This is a genomic window from Flavobacterium sp. FlaQc-47 (assembly GCF_044006475.1).
GTDB lineage: Bacteria > Bacteroidota > Bacteroidia > Flavobacteriales > Flavobacteriaceae > Flavobacterium.
Map to the genome: position 1 here is coordinate 240,602 of NZ_JBIPCQ010000003.1, position 19,874 is coordinate 260,475.

Genomic DNA, 19,874 nt, shown 5'->3' on the forward strand with positions numbered 1-19,874 from the left:
GAGAGATTATATCTGGGTAGAATTTTATCAAACGACCAAAAATTTTTATCCCGTAGGGATTACACCTGCGCGATCCATTGTAACGGGATTTCGAATCCGTTCAGCGTGACAAATAAATTGCAATGCATAAAAAAAGCTTTGTCAAAGCGTAAACTCTGACAAAGCTTTTAAAATTTAGAGTTCAAAACCTTTGTACCTCTGAACCTCTGCACCTTTGAACCTTCCTATAAAAAATCTTTCTCAGAAACTCCTTCGTTAATCTTAATGTCAGACATTTTAATATCCAATTCAAAACCAACATTCTGAACCAGGTTAAAAGGAACTTTAATACCTTTTACTTCCTTATAATCGTTGAAGTTTGTTATTTGTGCCGATGATTTTCCGCCTTGTTCACGAACTTTAGATTCTGCTACTTTTAGGCCTGATTTTACATCATAGAAATACGTTGTTTTTCCATCAATTATCGCATAAGCATCGCTGTTATTGATAGGTTCAATTCGGTCAACTTTCAAATCTGTTCTTTTTGCGAGTTGTAATTCTTCAAAAGGAGCAGCGTTTGCCTTCATGTCTGCAAGATCAGCTCCTTCAAGGTTTTTGCGTTGTCCTTGTTGTTCGATATAAGCCCCTTTTTCGTTTACAACTTGTTTCATTAAATTCATCGTTCCCATTGCAAGCGAAACCATCATTTTTCCTTTTGAATCTAATTTAGACGTAAAAGTTAAAGGTCCCGGAGCCTGAGGAACGGTTGTAGTTCCTGTCATTGCCAAGGTTTTTACAGCCGAAACTGCTTTTTCTCCGCCAATTGCTTTAAGGTAATTCTCAAAAACCGTTTTTGCAGTAATTCCAGCCGGAGCTTCTTTATTGGCGACAGGTTTTTCAACAGGATTTCCGTATTTATCAAAATAGTAAATCGGAATTTGTAATTTTTCTAAGCCAGTAATTACATCAGAACCTTTTCCTGCAATTACAATTCGGATATTATCTAATAAAAAATATTTATTGGCAACACGATAAATATCGTCAGCCGTAACACTATTTATGGTTTGAATGTATTTTTCGTAGAAATCAGCCGGAAGCTTTTCTGTTTCGATATTTAAGGCATATCGGGCAACAGTCTGAGGTTTTTCAACCTGCATAACAAATCGTCCAATATATCCTGCTTTTACATTTTTCAGCACATCTTCAGAAACTTTTTCGGTTCTGATTCTTTTCACTTCTTTTATAAATTGAACTACTGCACTATCTGTAACCGTATTTCTAACGGCAGATGAAGCTTTGAATTTCGTTACATATTTTCCGGCTCCAATGCTTGAACTTGCGCCGTAAGTCCAGGCATTTTCCTCACGTAAATTCATGTTTAGGTAACTGTTGAAATCTCCTCCTAAAATTTGATTTGCAATTACAGCAGGGAAAAAGTCAGGATCGCTCATTTTTAAATTCACGGTATTCACCAATGAAATTTCAGATTGAACGGCGTTTGGCACATCTACAAAATCAATTTGAAGTTTGGCAACATTCTCAGGATTTGGATAGGTGTTTTTAGGAGCAGCTTGTTTTTTCCATCCGCTAAAAAGTTTTTCAACTGCGGCTTTGGTTTCCTTAAATTTAATATCGCCTATGATTACTAAATAAGCATTTTCAGGAACAAAATAAGTGGCGTAATTTGCCTGAACATCAGCAAGAGTTACGTTTTTTACTGTTTCTTCAGAAATATATTCTCCTGAAGGATGATTTTTTCCAAAAGCTAAAACATCAACAACGCGGCTTGCAATTGCCGGAACGCTTTTTTCATCGGCTTTAAGCCCTTCAATTAATTTTGATTTTTCCTTATCAAATTCAGTTTGGGTGAAATTAGGCTGCAAAGCACCTTCGGCTAAAAGCTCTAAAACACGTCCTGAATATTTAGAAAGTGCACTTGCATAAGCGCCAGATGAGGAGAAATTAATATTTGCCCCATAAAAATCTATTTCTTCGTTAAAGGCTTCTTTAGTTGTTTTTTTAGTTCCGTTACCAATTAAACTGCTTGTTAATTCATCAACGCCTTTTTTATTTCCTTCTGTAAAAGGAGGATTGTCTAAAGTTAAACTAAAACTTACTCTTGGTAATTTATGATTTTCAACCACTAAAACTTTCATGCCGTTTGCCAGAACAAAAGTTTGCGGTTTTTTGATGTTGACTACGGGCGAAGCGCCTGGTTTGGGTTGTGGACGATCTTGTGCTTGCATAATTCCAGTGAGGAATAAAAGGATTAAAAATGTATGTACTTTTTTCATGATTCGATAGCTTAGTTTTGAACTTTAGTTGAAGGAATGTAGTCTAAAATTAAACGCTGGTTAGGGTTTAAATACTTTTTAGCTACTTCTCTGATTTCTTCTCTGGTAATAGAGTGGTAAAGATCAATTTCAGTATTAATCAGGTTTACGTCTCCATAAAGCAGGTAATAAGAAGCCAGGTTTTCAGCAATTCCTTCTACACTTGCATTTGCGTTCACAAAGTTATTATCGAATTTATTCTGTAATTTTTCATAGTCTTTTTCAGAAATTAAGTCGGTTTGGATTTTTACGATTTCTTCATCCATTTCTTTTAAGATGTCGGCTGTTGTGTTTGGCGCCATTGGCAAACCGTATAAAATGTACATTCCGTAATCTTCCTGGCTAAAACCAACAGCTCCAATTTGAAGAGCCATTTTTTTGTCATCGACTATTTTTTTGTACAATTTTGAACTTTTTCCGTCGCTTAAATAAGAAGAGATTAAGTCCAGCACTCTTGCATCTCTTGTTTTCATTGATGGAGTTCTGTATGAAGCCACAATCATCGGAATCTGAATATTAGGATCCTCATAAGTTGCTTTTATTGTTTGGTTGATGGGTTCTTCAACAAAAGTTTGTTTTTTAACCTCTTCTCCACGCGGAATCGGGGCAAAATATTTCTGAATCCATTCTTTGGTTTTTGTTTTGTCAAAATCACCCGCAACCACTAAAACAGCATTATTAGGTGTATAGAATTTTTTATTAAAAGCCTGAAATTCTTCAAGAGTTGCAGCATCCAGATCTTTCATAGAACCAATAGTGGTCCAGCGATAGGGATGGTTTTTGAACATATTCTTTTTTACCTCAGGAAGTATGTTTCCGTAAGGCTGATTGTCGTAACGCATTCTTTTTTCTTCTTTTACAACTTCGTTTTGTGTGTCAACACCAATTTTATTGATAATAGGATGCATTAATCGTTCAGATTCCATCCATAAACCAAGTTCCAGACTGTTTGACGGGAAAACTTCATAATAATAAGTTCTGTCATCAGATGTGTTGGCGTTGTTTACTCCGCCATTTGCAGTAACGATTTTCATCCATTCGCCACGTTTTATATTTTGAGTTCCTTCAAATAATAAATGCTCAAAGAAATGTGCAAAACCAGTTCGGTCCGGACGTTCATCTTTTGATCCCACATGATACATTACAGAGGTTATCACAACCGGAGCTGATGGGTCATTGTGTAAAATAACATGCATGCCGTTATCTAAATTATATTCTTCAAAAGCTACCTTTTGAGCATGAGCCACTCCGCCGAGCATTAGTACTGCACTTAACATCATTATTGAATTTTTCATAAAGATTAATAAATTTATATTTACCTAATATGTAGGTAGCCAAGAGTTAATTATCGTTACACCAAAAATAACTTTTTTTAATGATGAATTAATCTTTAAGTGCTATTTTGGTCATACTTTAACAGTGTTTTGTGGGTAAATGTTTCTGTTTGAAGGGCGAAAAGCCTTGAAAAACAGACTTTCAAAGTAAATAAATATTTTTAGAACAAGAGATTGCATACTAAATTATTAATTGTATATTTGCAACCTTAAAAATCAATAAATCAATTTGGTATGTATGCAATCGTAGAGATAGCAGGGCAACAATTTAAAGTAAGCAAAGACTTAAAGGTTTATGTTAACCGTTTGTCTAACGAAGAAGGTTCAAGTATTTCATTTGACAAAGTTCTTTTATTAGACGATAACGGTAGCGTAACTTTAGGCGCCCCAGCTATAGAAGGTGCTTCAGTAGAAGCTAAAGTGTTACAACACTTAAAAGGAGATAAAGTAATCGTTTTCAAAAAGAAAAGAAGAAAAGGTTACAAAAAGAGAAATGGTCACAGACAATATCTTACTCAAATTGTAATTGAAGGTATTACTGCAGCAGGCGGAACTAAAAAAGCAGCAGCTAAAAAAGCAGTTGTAGCTGAAGATGCTCCGGCAACTGAAGTTGAAGCAGCTCCAAAAGCAAAAAAAGCAGCAGCTCCAAAAGCAAAAAAAGAAGCTACTAAAGAATAATAACAATATTTAAACTCATACGTCATGGCTCACAAGAAAGGTGTCGGTAGTTCGAAGAATGGTAGAGAATCAGAATCAAAACGTTTAGGCGTTAAGATTTTTGGAGGTCAAGCTGCTATTGCTGGGAACATCATCGTTAGACAAAGAGGTTCAAAACATAATCCAGGTGAAAATGTTTACATTAGTAAAGATCACACACTACACGCAAGAGTAGCTGGAGTTGTTAAGTTCCAAAAGAAAAGAGATAACAAATCTTATGTATCTATCCTTCCATTCGAAGCATAATCATTAGATTACTTATTACAAAACCCGTTCTGAAAAGGACGGGTTTTTTGTTTTCTATTTAAACCATATAAGTTATATAAGACAATTTAAGTTACTGTTTTGAAGTGTTTTATAGTGGCTCATTTTTTTGTCAATTTCGACAGAAGAGAGAAATCGCACAAGAAACCCATCAACACGAAAACCTGTGGAGAGAGAAAAAAATTACTACAGAGCACTCAAAGATTATTTACTAAGCAAGATGGATATAAACACAAAGTTCACAAAGCTATGTCAACACAAAGCTTTGTGAAATTTGTGTTTGTCAACACACTCTATAATAAAAAACTTTGCGAGCTTTGCGGTAAAAATCATCCAGTATAAATGTAATCTCTTCGGGATATTTTTTTTACTCCGTTAGGAGTTTAATATTGGTAGGATAAAAATCAACCAGAAAAATATCCCGTAGGGATTAAACTTTTTAAGCCAATTTATTTATTGAATTATTAAACGAGCAACTTCAATTAACTACTAATCTCTTTTATGTTTTTCCACAACATTTAGTCCTGATCCCAAGAAACTCCAAACCTAAAGTCGTAAATCTTTGTTGAATTACATAAAGCGTTCTTATTATTGGAATTTGGGATTTTAATTTTTGATTTTTTCCAATGTATTATTTGTATTTTTGGATGGATAAACCTACCCAATTTTGAAAAAAATAGTTTTCCTTTTATTTCTTTTCTGTACCAGCCTTTTTGGAAAAGAAATCAATCCCGCTGAACAAATCGTATCGCTAAACGAAAATCAAAAAAAGATTTTATATGAATTTGCTGTTCTGCAAAAAAGTGGTTCTGGTGCTAATGTTTATTGGCAACAGCATAAAAATCAATTTAGTGCAATTAATGACACAGTAAGAAATCAACTGGCAAACGAAATCTATAACAATTCAAAAGTTGAATATACTCCTGCAAAAGATTCTGCGGTTTCTTTATGGATGCAAACACAATCGCTCACTAACTGGATGTTGTATCTGGCTGCATTTATTGCAATATGTGCGGTAATTGGTTTGTTGCGCAATTATTGGGGTTTGCTTATTGATATTCTTATAAGGCAATTTGCGCCCATATTCAGGCTTTTATTCTCTGCAATTTTATTGACCTACGAATTATTTTTAATTGGTGCAGCATGTATTTTCTTCGGGTGTTATATCGAAGAAATGACTTTGCGAACCGTAGTAATTCATACAGGTTTGTTTTTGTTATGGAGCCAGTCAACGGCTATTTTTACCCGTAAATATTTAGTCAAACGATACATTTTTGAAATAAAGAATAATTTTTGGGGAAGCAATAGCTGGGAAACAGTGAAAACAATTTGTCTTCCTGCTATCATTGTGACCGTAGCTCTTTTGTATGTGTTGTATAAAGTTCCTGCTGATACAGTATATAATTATGAAATAGTTGTATTTGTTATGGCGGTTATTTGCGCCTTGCCTTTCTGGCGTATTTTAGAAAAATATATTTCTCCAATTCTTATTCCTTTTAAAGATGATAATGTTGAACGAAGTATTTATTCGCTGGCTGCCTGCACTGTAATAGCTTTACTAATTGATGGTTTTTTAATAGGGCAGCACAATCCTGTTTTTTCTTATGTTATAATTGCCTTGAATAGTATGCTGATAATTTCGTTTTTGCTTTTGTCGCTTAAACATAATTTTAAATACAATTATAAGAATTACTATTATTTACAATTTATTACAATTGCTTTTCTTTCGTTTACTTTGTATTATAGTTTTTATGTTCATTCCGGCGAAATGGTTTGGGCATCTTTAATCGGGATCAGTGTTTATATTATAATTAAATATTGGGAAATTCCAACATTCTTTATTAGCTGGAAAAGAAGCAGATTATCAGCTTGGGGATTTTTAGGAATGGCAGTTTTATTGTGGATTTTGGCCAAAGGTATTTTGTATGTTTCGTCGTTGTTGTATGTTTAGTGTCTGAAGATAATAACCAAGATCTTGTCATTTCGACGAAGGAGAAATTACATAAAGCGAAGACATGGAGTACGTCGCTATCTGGATACGATTTCTACTTCGTCGAAATGACACAGAAAGTGTCTTTTTGAATTTTGAATTTTAAAATTTGGAATTTATTTATTCAGCATCTTTAGTTTCTTCAAGATCTTCTGTTTTTCTTCCTACTTTTACTTTAGGGCTATTCTGTGTTCCGGTAACGGTTAACGGAATCCCGAAGATGCCAAGAGGAGGTAAGCCTAAGCGCATTTTTAAGTTCAGTTTTCCGTCTAAGCTTGTTGTGCCTTCGATTCTGGGTCTAAAGCCCGCAAACTTAAATTTAAAACGCTCTACAGTCATTATATTATTCTTGATTGTAGTTTTAATGTCAACTTTTGAAACATCCGGATTTTTCATTGATTCAGAATTTGTTTCTTTGCTTACTGCATTAAACATTTTCAATCCTCTTATTTTTACATCTTTAACAGAAAGTGTTCCGCCACCAACAAGCGATGGATAAACAGGATCCATGTTTCCGTTCAAGCGACCTTTTAATTGATAATTTACAGAAACAATTCCTTGCGCTTTTTCAGCTGCGCTGGCCATTTTTCTGAATACTTCAATTTCATTGTATGCTTTTTTAATATCAAAATCAGATGCCTTAAGGCTGAAATCAAAATTAGCTTTCTGTGGAGTAACTGCCTGATAATTTGCGTTCATGCCCACTTTACAGCCAATTAAATTAAATCCGGTATTTTGCATGGTTAATTTACCTTTGTTCATGCTTAAATTTCCGGTTGCATTTTGAAGATTCAATTTGTCAAAATTTACTTTTTGAGCATTTGCCATAAAGTGCAAATTCAAATTGGCAGGAATGATGATAACACCAGATTGTTTTGCTTCGGTTTTGGGAGCTGAAGTTTGTGTTTTAGTTGATGTTACAGATGTATTTGCAGGAGTGCTTGACATGAATTCATCCACATTAATATATTGAGATGCGACTTTAAAAGAACCTCTTAAAATCCCTGTATTAGTGGTGGCGTAATTAAAAACGTTTTGCAAATATCCATTCATTTTAAAATCTGATTCTCCATAAGCCGCTAAAAAGTTATTGAACGACATTTTATCCTGATTGATTTTAAAGATTCCTTCTTTGATGATGAATTTTTTAGGTAAATATTCTGATGCAATACCAATGTTTCTCAGTTCCAGTGTTCCTTTATTATAAAGTTTACTGTAATTTCCTTTTTCGGCATCACTTTGTTTTCCTTTTAAAACTAAATCGGCTTTGACGAAACCATCTAAATCAAGTCCTTTTTGAGAGAAAACTTTATAGATTTTATTGACATCAAGTTCTCCTTTTGCTGTAATGTCATAAGTCAAATCATTAAAGTTGCTAAGATCTGCTGTTACAAAAACCGGTTTTCCTTCAAATGTAAACTGAGTTGGTTTCAGGCTCACTTTTAAGTCATCAAAAGTTCCTTTTTGGTTGTCAATTTTAGATTTGATAATAATATTCGTAATAGGATTTGGATAATATTTGGTTTTTAAATAACCATTTTCTAAATCAATAATTCCTTTTGTTACCGGAAAAAGTTTATTTTTCTGATCAAATTTTCCGTTTGCTTTTACATCTCCGGTCAGGCTTCCTTTTAATACAATATCAGGAATTCCCAAGGCTTTTGTTAATTTTTCAAGATCAATTTTCGCTTTAAAATCTGCATTGATATCTGGTGTATTTGCTCCTTTGACATAGAACTTAGATTTTAAATAATCCTTGTTGATGTTTAACGAAACATTTTGAGCATCAACAATTAAAAGATCAGGATTTAAAGATGGAACTTTTGTTTTAATATCCAGATTTAAGTTTGAAACAGGGAAAGCACTTTTATCATAGTTGACAAAACCGTTATCTATTTTTATATCCAGATTAAGGTCCGGAGCGATATTTTGTGAAGCAATATAATCACCTTTTAAAGTGAAAAGTAAATTTGTATTCCCTTTTAATTCTGTTTTAGAAAGCCATGTAATGTATTTGGGAGGAAAGGCTGTAAAGACATCGTATAAATTACTATTGTCAGATTTAATGACAAAATCCATATTATAACCTTCTTTCAGGAAATCAAACTTACCTTTGAAATCTACCAAAAGCTGATTGATTTTCAAGTTGTTTTGCTGGAAATAAAAAGATAATGAGTTTACGTTTACCTTGGTAATCAAATCCGCATCGATTTTTTTATTCATTAAATAAGGTTCGCCATCATAAACAATATTTAATTTTTCGATTTTAGCTTTTGAATACAAATCAAAAACGGCTTTGTTCAGGTCTCCTTTTCCTAGATAATCAAATCCAAGAGCATCAAAATGAACTTTAGTGGATAAATCGTCATAAATTATTTTACTGTTCAAAATTTCTATTCGTTCCAGTTTTAAGGCAGTTTCTGTGCTGTCTTTAGATTCTGAAGCTTGTGATGATTTGTAAACATTGTAATTTGCCTCTCCTTTTGCGTTTACTTTTACATTGATAAAGGAATCAGATAAATAAATCTGATCAATTTTTACCTCTTTACTAAAAATTAAACTTGCAATGTTGATTCCAAAAGAAACCTCTTTTGCCGTGATAAATTTCTCGTTTTTATACGGAGCTGATCCGTTTAAACTTAAATCATTTAAGGTTAAGGTTAATGAAGGAAAGTGATGAAAAAACGAAACCGAAACATCTGAATAATTCAATTCTGCGCTTAGTTTTTCGTTTGCTGTTTTTTTAATCTGCTCCTTTATTTTATCTGCAAAAACAATAGGAGTCAAAAACAATAATCCCATAATAACGGCAAAAGTTATTCCCAGGTATTTAGCCGTTTTTATTAAAATGGATTTCGTTTTATTTTTTGACATGACCAATTTTGGTATTTATAGTAATATGAAATAGAATTTAAGGGATAAATTATCCGTGAACAGTTTCGTTTTTACCATAATTGGTAATAATTGAACCTTCATATTCAATCCATTCTTTCCATCGCTTGTCAATGTCGATATTGTCCGTATATTTTCGTGCAAATCCTAGAAATGTAGTATAATGACCTGCTTCAGAAATCATTAAATCACGGTAGAATTTCGCTAATTCTTCGTCTTTTATATTTTCCGAAAGTACTTTAAAACGCTCACAACTTCTGGCTTCGATCATGGCAGAAAATAATAAACGATCACAAAGAGCATCTTTTCGGCTTCCGTCTTTTTTCATAAATTTAAAAAGCTCATTTACATAATGGTCTTTTCTTTCGCGTCCTAAAGTCAGGCCTCTTTTTTTGATAATATCGTGAACCATTTGTAAATGCTCTAATTCTTCTCTTGCAATCACAAGCATTTCAGTCACTAACTCTTCTAATTCAGAATTATAAGTAACTAAACTAATCGCATTTGAAGCTGCTTTTTGCTCGCACCAAGCGTGATCAGTCAAGATTTCTTCAATATTTGACTCTACTATATTTACCCAACGCGGGTCTGTGGCTAATTTTAATCCTAACATAATTTTTATAGAAAAAAGTTAACTGCAAAATTAGTGTTTTTTATCGCTGAAAGTCAGGAAATATGGTGCAAATGCGCCCAAAATAGTATTATTTTGTAACTTGAAACAAATCAAATGAATCAGATAAAAAAACTTCTAATTATAGGCTTTGTCTGGCCTGAACCAAATTCGTCCGCAGCAGGCGGAAGGATGATGCAGCTGATTTCTATTTTTAGAGAAAATGGATTTGAAATCACATTTGCAAGTCCGGCTCTGGACAGTGATTTTATGGTTGACTTATCTGAATTTGGGGTGACGAAAACATCAATTGAACTGAATAATTCCAGTTTTGACGATTTTATAATAGATCTTAATCCTGATGTCGTTTTGTTTGATCGTTTCATGATCGAAGAACAATTTGGCTGGCGTGTTTCTGAAAATTGCCCAAAAGCGATTAGATTATTAGATACCGAAGATTTGCATTGTTTGAGAACGGCACGACAAAAAGCATTTAAAGAAAATAGAGATTTTGAATTCAGGAATTTATTATCTGAAGAAGTGGCAAAACGAGAGATTGCCAGTGTTTTAAGATGTGATTTGTCTTTCATTATTTCTGAATTTGAAATGAAAATTCTAAATGATGTTTTCAAAATCGATTTGGGTTTATTGTATTATTTGCCATTTCTTGTTGATGAAATGAGTGAAAATGATTTAGAAAAATTGCCGTCTTATGAAGAAAGGAAAAATTTTGTTTTCATCGGAAATTTTCTTCATGAACCCAATTGGAATACTGTTCAATATTTAAAAGAAACGATTTGGCCTTTGCTTAAAAAGCAATTTCCCGAAGCTGTTTTAGAAGTTTACGGTGCATATCCTTCACAAAAAGTGCTGCAATTGCATCAGCCTAAAAATGGGTTTTTTATTATGGGAAGGGCTGTAGATGCTGACGAAATAGTTAAGAATTCACGGGTTGTTGTGGCTCCCATTCGTTTTGGAGCAGGCTTAAAAGGTAAATTATTAGAAGCTATGCAATGCGGAACACCAAGCGTAACTACATCAATTGGTTCTGAAGCCATGCATGCTAATTTACCATGGAACGGTTTTATTACAGATGATATTCAGGAATTTACAACAAAAGCAATTTCTTTATATCAGAATGAAAATCTCTGGAAAGAATCTCAAAAAAACGGAATTACAATTGTAAATGAATGTTTTCAAAAAAGTAAATATTCGGTACTGTTAATCGAAAGAATTAATTCGTTAATGAATGATTCTGAAAATCATCGTTTACATAATTTTATGGGAAGTCTACTCCAGTATCACACTGTAAAAAGCACAAAATATATGGCAAAATGGATTGAAGCTAAAAATAAAAATTAAGCTTCCATTTTTCCAAATCCTACGGTTTCACGATATAATTGTGGCGAAACATCAGCGTTGGTTTTAAAAAACCGGCTAAAGTAGTGTTCATCATCATAACCCAATTCATAAGCGATTTCTTTAACCGTTTTGTTGGTCATATATAATTCTCTTTTGGCTTCGATAATAATTCTTTCGGCAATTAAATCTGTTAAGGTTTTATTGAAATAATTCTTCGATAATTTGGCTAAGGCTTTCGCCGAAATATTAAGCATTTCTGCATAATGTCCCGCAGAATGTTTGACCTTGAAATTAAGTTCAATCGCATCTTTCAGGTTTTGAAGGATAAAAGGTTCTTTAGAATCCGGAATTGATTTCATTTCTTCTAATTGCTGATTTTTTAATCTCGAAGCGGTGATCAGGAATATTTTTAAATAGGAAATCAATAATTCATATTGAGCTAATTCTGCATTTTGAATTTCGGTTTTCATTTGGTCCACAACCATTTTGAAAGTTGATGCGGCTTCTTCTGGAATTATTGTATATGGTGGTTGATATACATTATTGAATAAAACACCATTGCAGGAAACTTCCTTTTGATGATAATGAATACAGTAAAAATCAGGATGAAAATGAATTGCAATTCCTTCAATTGGTTCGTTTACACAAAGCATAAAAGGCTGATAGGGAGAAAAGGCGAGGAGCGAGTTTTCCTCAAATTGATGTTCGGCAAAATCAGCTTTTACTTTCCCTTTTCCTTTGGTTACCCAAATTAATGAAAAATAATTATTACGCTGCAAATGATCAAAATGGCTATTGTTATCAAACGGAAGCAGTTTGAAAGCCAGATTCCCGGTTTGCGGATTAATTAATGTATAAACATTTTGATTGCTCATAATAAGGCTGGTTTTTTAAAATATAAAGATAGTCATGAATGAGATTCACAACTATCTTTATAGCTTGTTTTGTTGAAATTAGTTCTGTAATTCTAAACTTTGAACTGCAGGAAAATCAATTTCTGTATTAGCAGTATTATTAAAATAATTGGTTAAAACATTCAAGGCTACATGAGCTACGGTTTCTGCAATTTCAGCATCTGAAACTCCTGCATTTTTAACTGAGTTTACATCCTCATCGCTAACTAAACCGTTTTTAGAAACTAATGTTTTAGCAAATTGTAAAATAGCTTCAGTTTTTGCATCTGCAGAATTTCCTGTTCTTGCATCGTGTAAAACTTGCGCGTCTGCTTTTAATAATTTTTCTCCAATATAAGTGTGGGCTGCTACGCAATAATCACAAGAATTTTTTTCTGAAATTGTTAAGGCTAATAATTCGCCGGTTTTTGCACTTAATTTTCCGTGGCTCAAAGCGCCGCTTAAATGTAAGTATCCTTCAAGAACCGCTGGAGAATTTCCCATTGTTCTCATCATATTAGGAACAACTCCTAATTTAGCTTGTACAGCGTTGAATAAATCTTTAGTTTTTCCTGTTACTTCTTCCGGGTTTAATGCTGTTAATCTTGTCATCTTATTTAATTTTTAATGTTAATTATAGTTATTGTCTTTTGACATTACAAAGATGCGACGATTACAGATCTTATAACATGGAGGATTAACGCTATGTGATGGACAATTTTCCCGAGGTATTTTTTGAATAGAGGAGTATTCCTATTGTAACCCCTACGGGATAAAAAAATCCCCGATTTATCTATCTGATAATCGGGGATCTTAACTGTAAAATCACAAACTGTTTACTGCAACTGTCAACTGAGACTGAGACTGAGACTGAAAACTGCGACTAAAAACTATTTCAAAATACCTTCAACAGCCTGAACGGTTGTAGCGTGATAACCAGATTTTGCTTTATCAAAGATTTTATTTGCCCAAACTTTTCCTTCCGAAGTTTTTGCCATTTCTTTATATAGCATCATTACAGATCCAGTTCTGCTCGTTGAAATTAAAAATTGTTCAATTGCAGGATAGGCAGCTGTGTATTTATAACGAATAGAAGGAATAAACCATTGGCGTTTGATAATGAAATTACCACCTTTTGTAAAATTAAATTCTGTGTCAAGAGCTTCCATTTCTTTTGGTGTAATATCCGTTGGAAGATGATCAATAAAATATTGTTTTTCGCTGGTTGTTGTCACTTTTTGACTCAAACCTTTAACGCCGGTTTCTCGCCAGCTTTTTTGGATTTTATCAATTGCATCAAAATCTGCAGAATTTACTGTAGTTATATTTGATGGGATTCCCGGTTTGTAAATCCAGTCTTCTAATTTTATCTTATCAGCAAGGGTTTTGTCTCCTTTGATAAGGTTTTCATTAATGTATTTTACAAAATCTTCTGTTGTAATAGATTTAAACGCGTGTGCGTCAAAATAGTTTTTAATGAAAACATCAAATTTTTCGCGTCCAACAGCATTTTCAATTACTCTTAAAAAAGCATATCCTTTTACATAAGGAATCATGCTGATTCCGTCATCTGGATTTCTTCCTGTTAATGATACTTTTAGGCGGGTATCAGGATTTGTATTTCCTAATTCGGCTACATTGTCTGTTAATTCTTTACGTGTAATTACGTTTTGCATTTCAAATTCTTTCTTGCCGAAAATTGCTTCACCAATTCTGTGTTCTACATAAGTAGTAAAACCTTCGTTTAACCAGATATCATCCCAGGTTGCGTTTGTAACTAAATTTCCGCTCCAGCTGTGACCTAATTCGTGTGCCAATAAACTCGTTAAAGAACGATCTCCTGCAATAACTCCCGGTGTCAGGAATGTTAAGTTTGGATTTTCCATTCCGCCATAAGGGAAACTTGGAGGTAAAACCAATACATCATAACGTCCCCAACGATAAGGTCCATATAGTTTTTCGGCAGCTACAACCATTTTTCCAAGTTCAGCAAATTCCCAAGCCGATTTTTTTAGCATCGATGGTTCTGCGTAAACTCCGGTTCTGTTATCAATAGCTTGAAATTCAATATCTCCAACTGCAATTGCCATTAAATAAGACGGAATTGCTTTGTCTTGTTTGAATGTGTAAACTCCGGTATTATTTTTAGTTTGCGGATTTACAGCACTCATTACGGCTAATAAATCTTTAGGAACGGTAACTTTTGCATTATAAGTAAAACGAATTGCCGGTGAATCCTGACACGGAATCCATGTACGGGACCAAACGCTTTCGCCTTGTGAGAACAAGAAAGGTTTCTTTTTGTCAGCGGTTTGTTGTGGCGTTAACCATTGTAATGCAACTGCATCTTTGGTAGTTTTGTAATAAATATTAACCTTGGTAGTATTAGGTTCAATAGTAATATGAAGGGGTTTTCCGTGAAATTCAACTTCATTGCCTAATTTGAATTTAGTTTCTTTTTCGTCATCACCTAAAGTTACTTTAGTGATTTCAAGTGTATTTTCGTCAAAGATAATTTCGTTCCCTTTGCTGATATTGTCAATTTGCCAAGAGGCTTTTCCTGAAATAGTTTGTGTATCAAAATCGACTTTGATGTCAAGATCTAAATGTTTTACAACAGCTAAATTTGCTTTAGAAAAAGTGTGTTCATCAGCAACAGTTGTAGGTTTCTCGGTCTGATCTTTTTTCTGGCAGGCAATTGCTGTCAGGAATAAAGTCACAAGGATTAGTTTTTTCATTTTATGAATATTGAATTAGTGGAGGAAAATTAAACAAAAAATCCCGTTTTGAATAAACAAAACGGGATTTTATTATAAGTAACCTTTAGCTTGGTTCTGGCTGATGCTTCGACTTCGCTCAGGATAAACGTCGAAATTATGCCAACATTGTAACCGGGCTTTCGATGTATTGTTTTAATGTTTGTAAAAATTGAGCTCCGGTTGCACCATCAATCGTTCTGTGGTCACACGCTAATGATAACATCATTGTGTTTCCTACTACAATCTGGCCGTTTTTAACTACCGGTTTCTCAACAATTGCACCTACAGAAAGGATAGCAGAGTTTGGCTGGTTGATAATTGAATTGAATTCAGTAATACCAAACATTCCAAGGTTAGATACTGTAAAAGTACTTCCTTCCATTTCCTGTGGTCCTAATTTTTTATTTTTTGCTCTTCCTGCAAGATCTCTTACTGCAGTACCAATTTGAGATAAACTCATAGCGTCTGTAAATTTCAATACAGGAACTACTAATCCGTCTTCAACAGCTACGGCAACACCAATGTTAACGTGGTGGTTGATGATGATAACATCTTCTTTCCACTGAGAATTAATTTTCGGGTGTTTTTTCAATGCTAAAGCACAAGCTTTAATTACCATATCGTTAAAAGATACTTTTGTATCCGGAACGCTATTGATTGTTGCTCTTGCAGCCATTGCATCGTCCATGCTTACTTCGATCACTAAGTTGTAGTGAGGCGCTGTAAACAATGATTCAGCAAGACGTTTTGCAATGATTTTACGCATTTGAGAATTTTTGATCTCTTCTGTGAAAACTTCTCCGGCAGGAACAAATACTTTTGGCGCAGCAGGTGCAGCGTCAGCTTTTGGAGCTTCGGCAGCAGTAGTTGTTGCAGCAGGTTTTGCCTGTGCAGCTGGAGTAAAGTTTTCAATATCGCTTTTTACGATACGTCCGTTTTCGCCAGAACCTTTAACCTGAGTTAATTGGATTCCTTTGTCAGAAGCAATTTTTTTCGCTAATGGCGAAGCTAAAATTCTTCCTCCGTTTGAAGTTTCAGCTACAGTTTCAGTTGCTTTTTCAGCAGCAGGAGCAGCTTTTTCTTCGGTTGCTGGAGCACTTGCAGTTGCAGTTCCTCCGGAAGTATAATTATCAGCAATTCCGGAAATATCAGTTCCTGCAGGTCCTATAATAGCTAATAAACTATCAACAGGTGCTGTGTTTCCTTCCTGAATTCCTATGTATAATAATGTTCCTTCATTGAAAGACTCAAACTCCATAGTCGCTTTGTCAGTTTCAATTTCAGCAAGAATATCACCTTCTGCAACAGCATCACCTTCTTTTTTCAACCAGGTTGCTACTGTTCCTTCTGTCATTGTATCGCTCAAACGTGGCATAGTTACAACTATGACACCTTTAGGTAATTCAGTTGCAGCTTTTGCAGCAGGAGCGGGAGTTTCTGTTTTAGTTTCTTCTATTTTTGCTTCAGCAGCAGGAGCCGCATCAGCTTTTGGAGCTTCAGCAGGAGCATCACCACCAGCTAAAAGAGCAGAAATATCTTCTCCTTCGTTACCAATGATGGCTAATAATGAATCAACCGGAGCAGTTTCTCCAGCCTGGATTCCTATGTGTAAAAGAGTTCCTTCGTTGAAAGACTCAAATTCCATTGTTGCTTTATCTGTTTCAATTTCAGCAAGGATATCACCTTCGCTAATTTTGTCGCCTACTTTTTTTAACCAAGTCGCTACCGTTCCTTCCGTCATAGTATCGCTCAAACGAGGCATTGTTACTTTTATCGCCATAATAATGTTATAGTTTATGAGGTGTAAATGGATAGTCTTCTTGTGCGTATACTACATCATATAATTGTTGTAATTCAGGATATGGAGATTCTTCAGCGAATTTCACACATTCTTCAACCAAATCTTTTACTCTTTGGTCAATTGCTTCAATTTCCTCGTCTGTAGCATATTTTTGATCCTTAATTACATCTAAAACCTGAGTAATAGGGTCAATTTTTTTGTATTCTTCAACCTCTTCTTTAGAACGGTATAATTGTGCATCAGACATAGAGTGTCCTCTGTAACGGTACGTTTTCATTTCAAGGAAAGTTGGTCCGTCTCCACGACGTGCTCTGTCAATTGCTTCAGTCATAGCTTCGGCAACTTTTACAGGATTCATTCCGTCAACTGGTCCACAAGGCATTTCATATCCTAAACCAAGTTTCCAGATGTCAGTGTGATTTGCAGTTCTTTCAACAGAAGTTCCCATTGCATAACCGTTATTTTCAACGATAAATACTACTGGCAATTTCCATAGCATAGCCATGTTAAAAGCTTCGTGTAATGAACCTTGTCTGGCAGCACCATCACCAAAGTAAGTCATAGTTACTCCGCCAGTTTCAAAATATTTATCAGCAAAAGCTAAACCAGCTCCTACCGGAATTTGTCCACCTACAATACCGTGTCCACCATAAAAACGGTGTTCTTTAGAGAAAATGTGCATAGAACCTCCCATACCTTTAGAAGTTCCTGTTGCCTTTCCTAATAGTTCAGCCATAACTCGTCTGGGATCAACTCCCATACCAATTGGCTGTACGTGGTTTCTGTAAGCAGTAATCATTTTATCTTTAGTCAGGTCCATAGCGTGCAATGCACCCGCTAATACAGCTTCCTGTCCATTATATAAGTGTAGAAAACCTCTAACTTTTTGTTGAATGTATAATGCTGCAAGTTTGTCTTCAAACTTTCTCCAAAGTAGCATGTCTTCGTACCACTTTAAATATACTTCTTTTGTAACTTCTTTCATCTGAATTCTTTCTTTTGCTAAAGTTTGTTTGTGTTATCAATTGTTGCCTATAACGCAAAATAGTTTCCTCCCACAAATTTGCGCCCGAAAGGTCGGGATGCAAAAATAAGACATTCCTATTAAGAAGTAAAATTTAAACGTGACTTTTTGGCTTTTTTTTACAAGAACTTTTTATCAAACATAAAAGGAAGCAAATTTTTCAGGGATGCTGATTTGTAAACTTCACCTATTTCTCCCATAAAAAAGATTTCAATAGGGGTTTCCTGTTTGATTTCATATTCTGCAATAGATTGTCTGCAAGAACCACAAGGCGGAATTGGTGCTGTAGTTTGATTTGTATTTGAAGCTGCTGTAATAGCCATTTTTAAAATTTTGGCTTCAGGATAAATACTTCCGGCGTGAAAAATAGCGACGCGTTCTGCGCATAATCCTGATGGATAAGCAGCGTTTTCCTGATTTGATCCTAAAACAATTTTTCCGTTATCTAATAATAATGCTGCGCCAACTCTAAATTGAGAATAGGGTGCGTATGCGTTTTTACGAACTTCTACTGCCTGATTCATTAAGTACTGAATGTCTTGCGAAAGTTCTTGTAGCGTGTCGTAAGTTGTAAATGTTGATGTAATGCTTATTTCTTTCATTCTTTTTAAGGGAAAAAAAATCCAAATTCCTATAGAAATAGAAATTTGGATTGTATTGTTTTATTATTTGATTCTGTCTAGTAAACTTCGTATTTATCGCCAAAGTTAAAGGTTAAAGAAAAACGAAGCGTGTTTTCTAACGGATTTTTAACTTTTGATGTCGAAAATAAATAAGAAACATCCACTTTTACAATGTTATATTTAAATCCTGCTCCTAAAGAGAAAAATTGTCTTGCTCCTTTTTCAGGGCTTTCGTGAAAATATCCGGCTCTTAAAGCAAAAGCATCCTGGTACATATATTCAGCAGCTGCGCTATAAGTGATTTCTTTTAATTCTTCGCTGAAACCGCCCGGTGCATCTCCAAAAGATTTGAAAATTCCCGATACCCAGCCAATTTCGTTGTAGTTTTTGTAGTTTGTAGCATTTGCCTGTTCTTGAGAAATATCGCCTACATCAGTATAATCACCGTCGCCATTAGCATCAACCGGAGTTCCGGGTCCCGGAGGAGTTGGTACTAAAAGTTTAGTAAATTCAACGCTAAGTGCTACTTTATTATAATCGTCTAAAATGAAATCAAATCCTCCACCTAATCTAAGATTTGCAGGTAAAAAGTTAGAACTTAAATCATCATTGTCATAGCTTATCTTCTGACCCAGGTTTTGCATGTTGAAACCACCTCTCCATCTTCCGTTAAAGTCTGAGTACGCAATTTCTTCAGATTGGTAAAAACCTGCGATATCTACTGCAAAAGTACTGGCAGCTGAAGCGTCAACATCTTCTGAAGCAATTTTTAAATTTGAACGAATATATCTCGCAGCAACTGCCATCGAGAATTTTTCGCTTAACTTTAAAGAATAGGATCCGTCGAATGCAAATTCATTTGGGGATACAATTCTTGCTGCTTCATTAGGATCGCCTGTTGTGCGCAATTCGATATCTCCAAATCCAAAATAACGAAAAGTTCCTGCAAAGGCACTTCGGTCATTAATTTTGTTGTAATAGGTTACTTGTCCAAGAGAAATATCATTGGCTAAGTCTGTTAGATAAGGAGTGTAGCTGATTGAAAATCCTTGCTTGTCTACTGAAAAAGCATATTTTGCGGGATTCCACTGTTGTGAGAATGCATCGGCTGATGTTGCGACACCCTGATCAGCTAAACCTGCTGCTCTGGCATCTGCTGCAACTAATAGAAATGGAACGCCTGTCGTAATTGGCCGACTTTCCTGAGCCTGTACTTTAAAAAGAATAAAAGAACAAATTAAAAGTAGTGATATTTTTTTCATTTATGGAACTTAATTGTTTTGGTGATACAAA

15 protein-coding genes are annotated in these 19,874 nt (G+C 34.6%); 4 read left to right on the plus strand and 11 right to left on the minus strand.

Annotated features, from left to right (window positions below; genetic code table 11):
* Positions 1-224 precede the first annotated feature (224 nt).
* Together ACHRVX_RS10635 and ACHRVX_RS10640 are read right to left on the minus strand one after the other, a co-directional pair.
* Positions 225-2,273, minus strand: coding sequence for a M16 family metallopeptidase (locus ACHRVX_RS10635; RefSeq protein ID WP_395331991.1), 2,049 nt, complete (start codon positions 2,271-2,273; stop codon positions 225-227).
* Between the two features lie 11 nt (positions 2,274-2,284).
* On the minus strand, positions 2,285-3,607 hold the full coding sequence (locus tag ACHRVX_RS10640) for a M16 family metallopeptidase (protein WP_395331993.1): 1,323 nt from the start codon (positions 3,605-3,607) through the stop codon (positions 2,285-2,287).
* Positions 3,608-3,880: 273 nt separating this feature from the next.
* Here ACHRVX_RS10640 and rplU point away from each other — a divergent pair, with 273 nt between their 5' ends.
* The 3 genes from rplU (at position 3,881) to ACHRVX_RS10655 (ending at position 6,578) form a co-directional block, all read left to right on the plus strand.
* The gene (gene rplU / locus ACHRVX_RS10645; RefSeq protein WP_065448104.1) at positions 3,881-4,324 is read left to right on the plus strand and encodes a 50S ribosomal protein L21; all 444 of its coding nucleotides are present in this window, start codon (positions 3,881-3,883) and stop codon (positions 4,322-4,324) included.
* Between the two features lie 24 nt (positions 4,325-4,348).
* The gene (rpmA, locus tag ACHRVX_RS10650; protein ID WP_035685981.1) at positions 4,349-4,609 is read left to right on the plus strand and encodes a 50S ribosomal protein L27; all 261 of its coding nucleotides are present in this window, start codon (positions 4,349-4,351) and stop codon (positions 4,607-4,609) included.
* Between the two features lie 685 nt (positions 4,610-5,294).
* Entirely contained in the window at positions 5,295-6,578 is a 1,284-nt protein-coding gene (locus ACHRVX_RS10655; protein WP_395331996.1) for a hypothetical protein, read from the plus strand.
* Positions 6,579-6,737: 159 nt separating this feature from the next.
* Here ACHRVX_RS10655 and ACHRVX_RS10660 read toward each other — a convergent pair whose 3' ends face one another.
* On the minus strand, positions 6,738-9,491 hold the full coding sequence (locus ACHRVX_RS10660; protein ID WP_395331998.1) for an AsmA-like C-terminal region-containing protein: 2,754 nt from the start codon (positions 9,489-9,491) through the stop codon (positions 6,738-6,740).
* A gap of 49 nt (positions 9,492-9,540) precedes the next feature.
* A complete protein-coding gene (locus tag ACHRVX_RS10665) occupies positions 9,541-10,122 on the minus strand; it encodes a tRNA-(ms[2]io[6]A)-hydroxylase (protein WP_230712008.1) in 582 nt (193 codons plus the stop codon).
* A 114-nt stretch (positions 10,123-10,236) separates the two neighbouring features.
* On the opposite strand from ACHRVX_RS10665, the gene ACHRVX_RS10670 reads away from it, so the two are divergent.
* Entirely contained in the window at positions 10,237-11,481 is a 1,245-nt protein-coding gene (locus tag ACHRVX_RS10670) for a glycosyltransferase (protein ID WP_395332000.1), read from the plus strand.
* Here ACHRVX_RS10670 and ACHRVX_RS10675 read toward each other — a convergent pair.
* The 7 genes from ACHRVX_RS10675 to porV all read right to left on the minus strand — a co-directional run bounded on the left by ACHRVX_RS10675 (position 11,478) and on the right by porV (position 19,843).
* Positions 11,478-12,356, minus strand: a complete 879-nt coding sequence (locus ACHRVX_RS10675; RefSeq protein WP_395332002.1) for a helix-turn-helix domain-containing protein — start codon at positions 12,354-12,356, stop codon at positions 11,478-11,480. The genes ACHRVX_RS10670 and ACHRVX_RS10675 overlap by 4 nt on opposite strands.
* Before the next feature lie 78 nt (positions 12,357-12,434).
* Positions 12,435-12,986, minus strand: a complete 552-nt coding sequence (locus tag ACHRVX_RS10680; RefSeq protein ID WP_395332004.1) for a carboxymuconolactone decarboxylase family protein — start codon at positions 12,984-12,986, stop codon at positions 12,435-12,437.
* Positions 12,987-13,264: 278 nt separating this feature from the next.
* Positions 13,265-15,112: a leukotriene A4 hydrolase C-terminal domain-containing protein gene (locus ACHRVX_RS10685; RefSeq protein ID WP_395332006.1), complete on the minus strand. Its 1,848-nt coding sequence runs from the start codon at positions 15,110-15,112 to the stop codon at positions 13,265-13,267.
* A gap of 136 nt (positions 15,113-15,248) precedes the next feature.
* Positions 15,249-16,913, minus strand: coding sequence for a 2-oxo acid dehydrogenase subunit E2 (locus tag ACHRVX_RS10690; RefSeq protein WP_395332008.1), 1,665 nt, complete (start codon positions 16,911-16,913; stop codon positions 15,249-15,251).
* Positions 16,914-16,920: 7 nt separating this feature from the next.
* Entirely contained in the window at positions 16,921-17,919 is a 999-nt protein-coding gene (pdhA, locus tag ACHRVX_RS10695) for a pyruvate dehydrogenase (acetyl-transferring) E1 component subunit alpha (protein WP_395332010.1), read from the minus strand.
* A 158-nt stretch (positions 17,920-18,077) separates the two neighbouring features.
* Positions 18,078-18,560 carry a cytidine deaminase gene (gene cdd, locus ACHRVX_RS10700; RefSeq protein ID WP_395332012.1) on the minus strand — a complete coding sequence of 161 codons (483 nt, stop codon included), beginning with the start codon at positions 18,558-18,560 and terminating at the stop codon, positions 18,078-18,080.
* A 77-nt stretch (positions 18,561-18,637) separates the two neighbouring features.
* Positions 18,638-19,843 (minus strand): type IX secretion system outer membrane channel protein PorV, encoded by a 1,206-nt coding sequence (gene porV, locus ACHRVX_RS10705; protein ID WP_213295116.1) that lies wholly within the window; start codon positions 19,841-19,843, stop codon positions 18,638-18,640.
* Between the last annotated feature and the right edge of the window lie 31 nt (positions 19,844-19,874).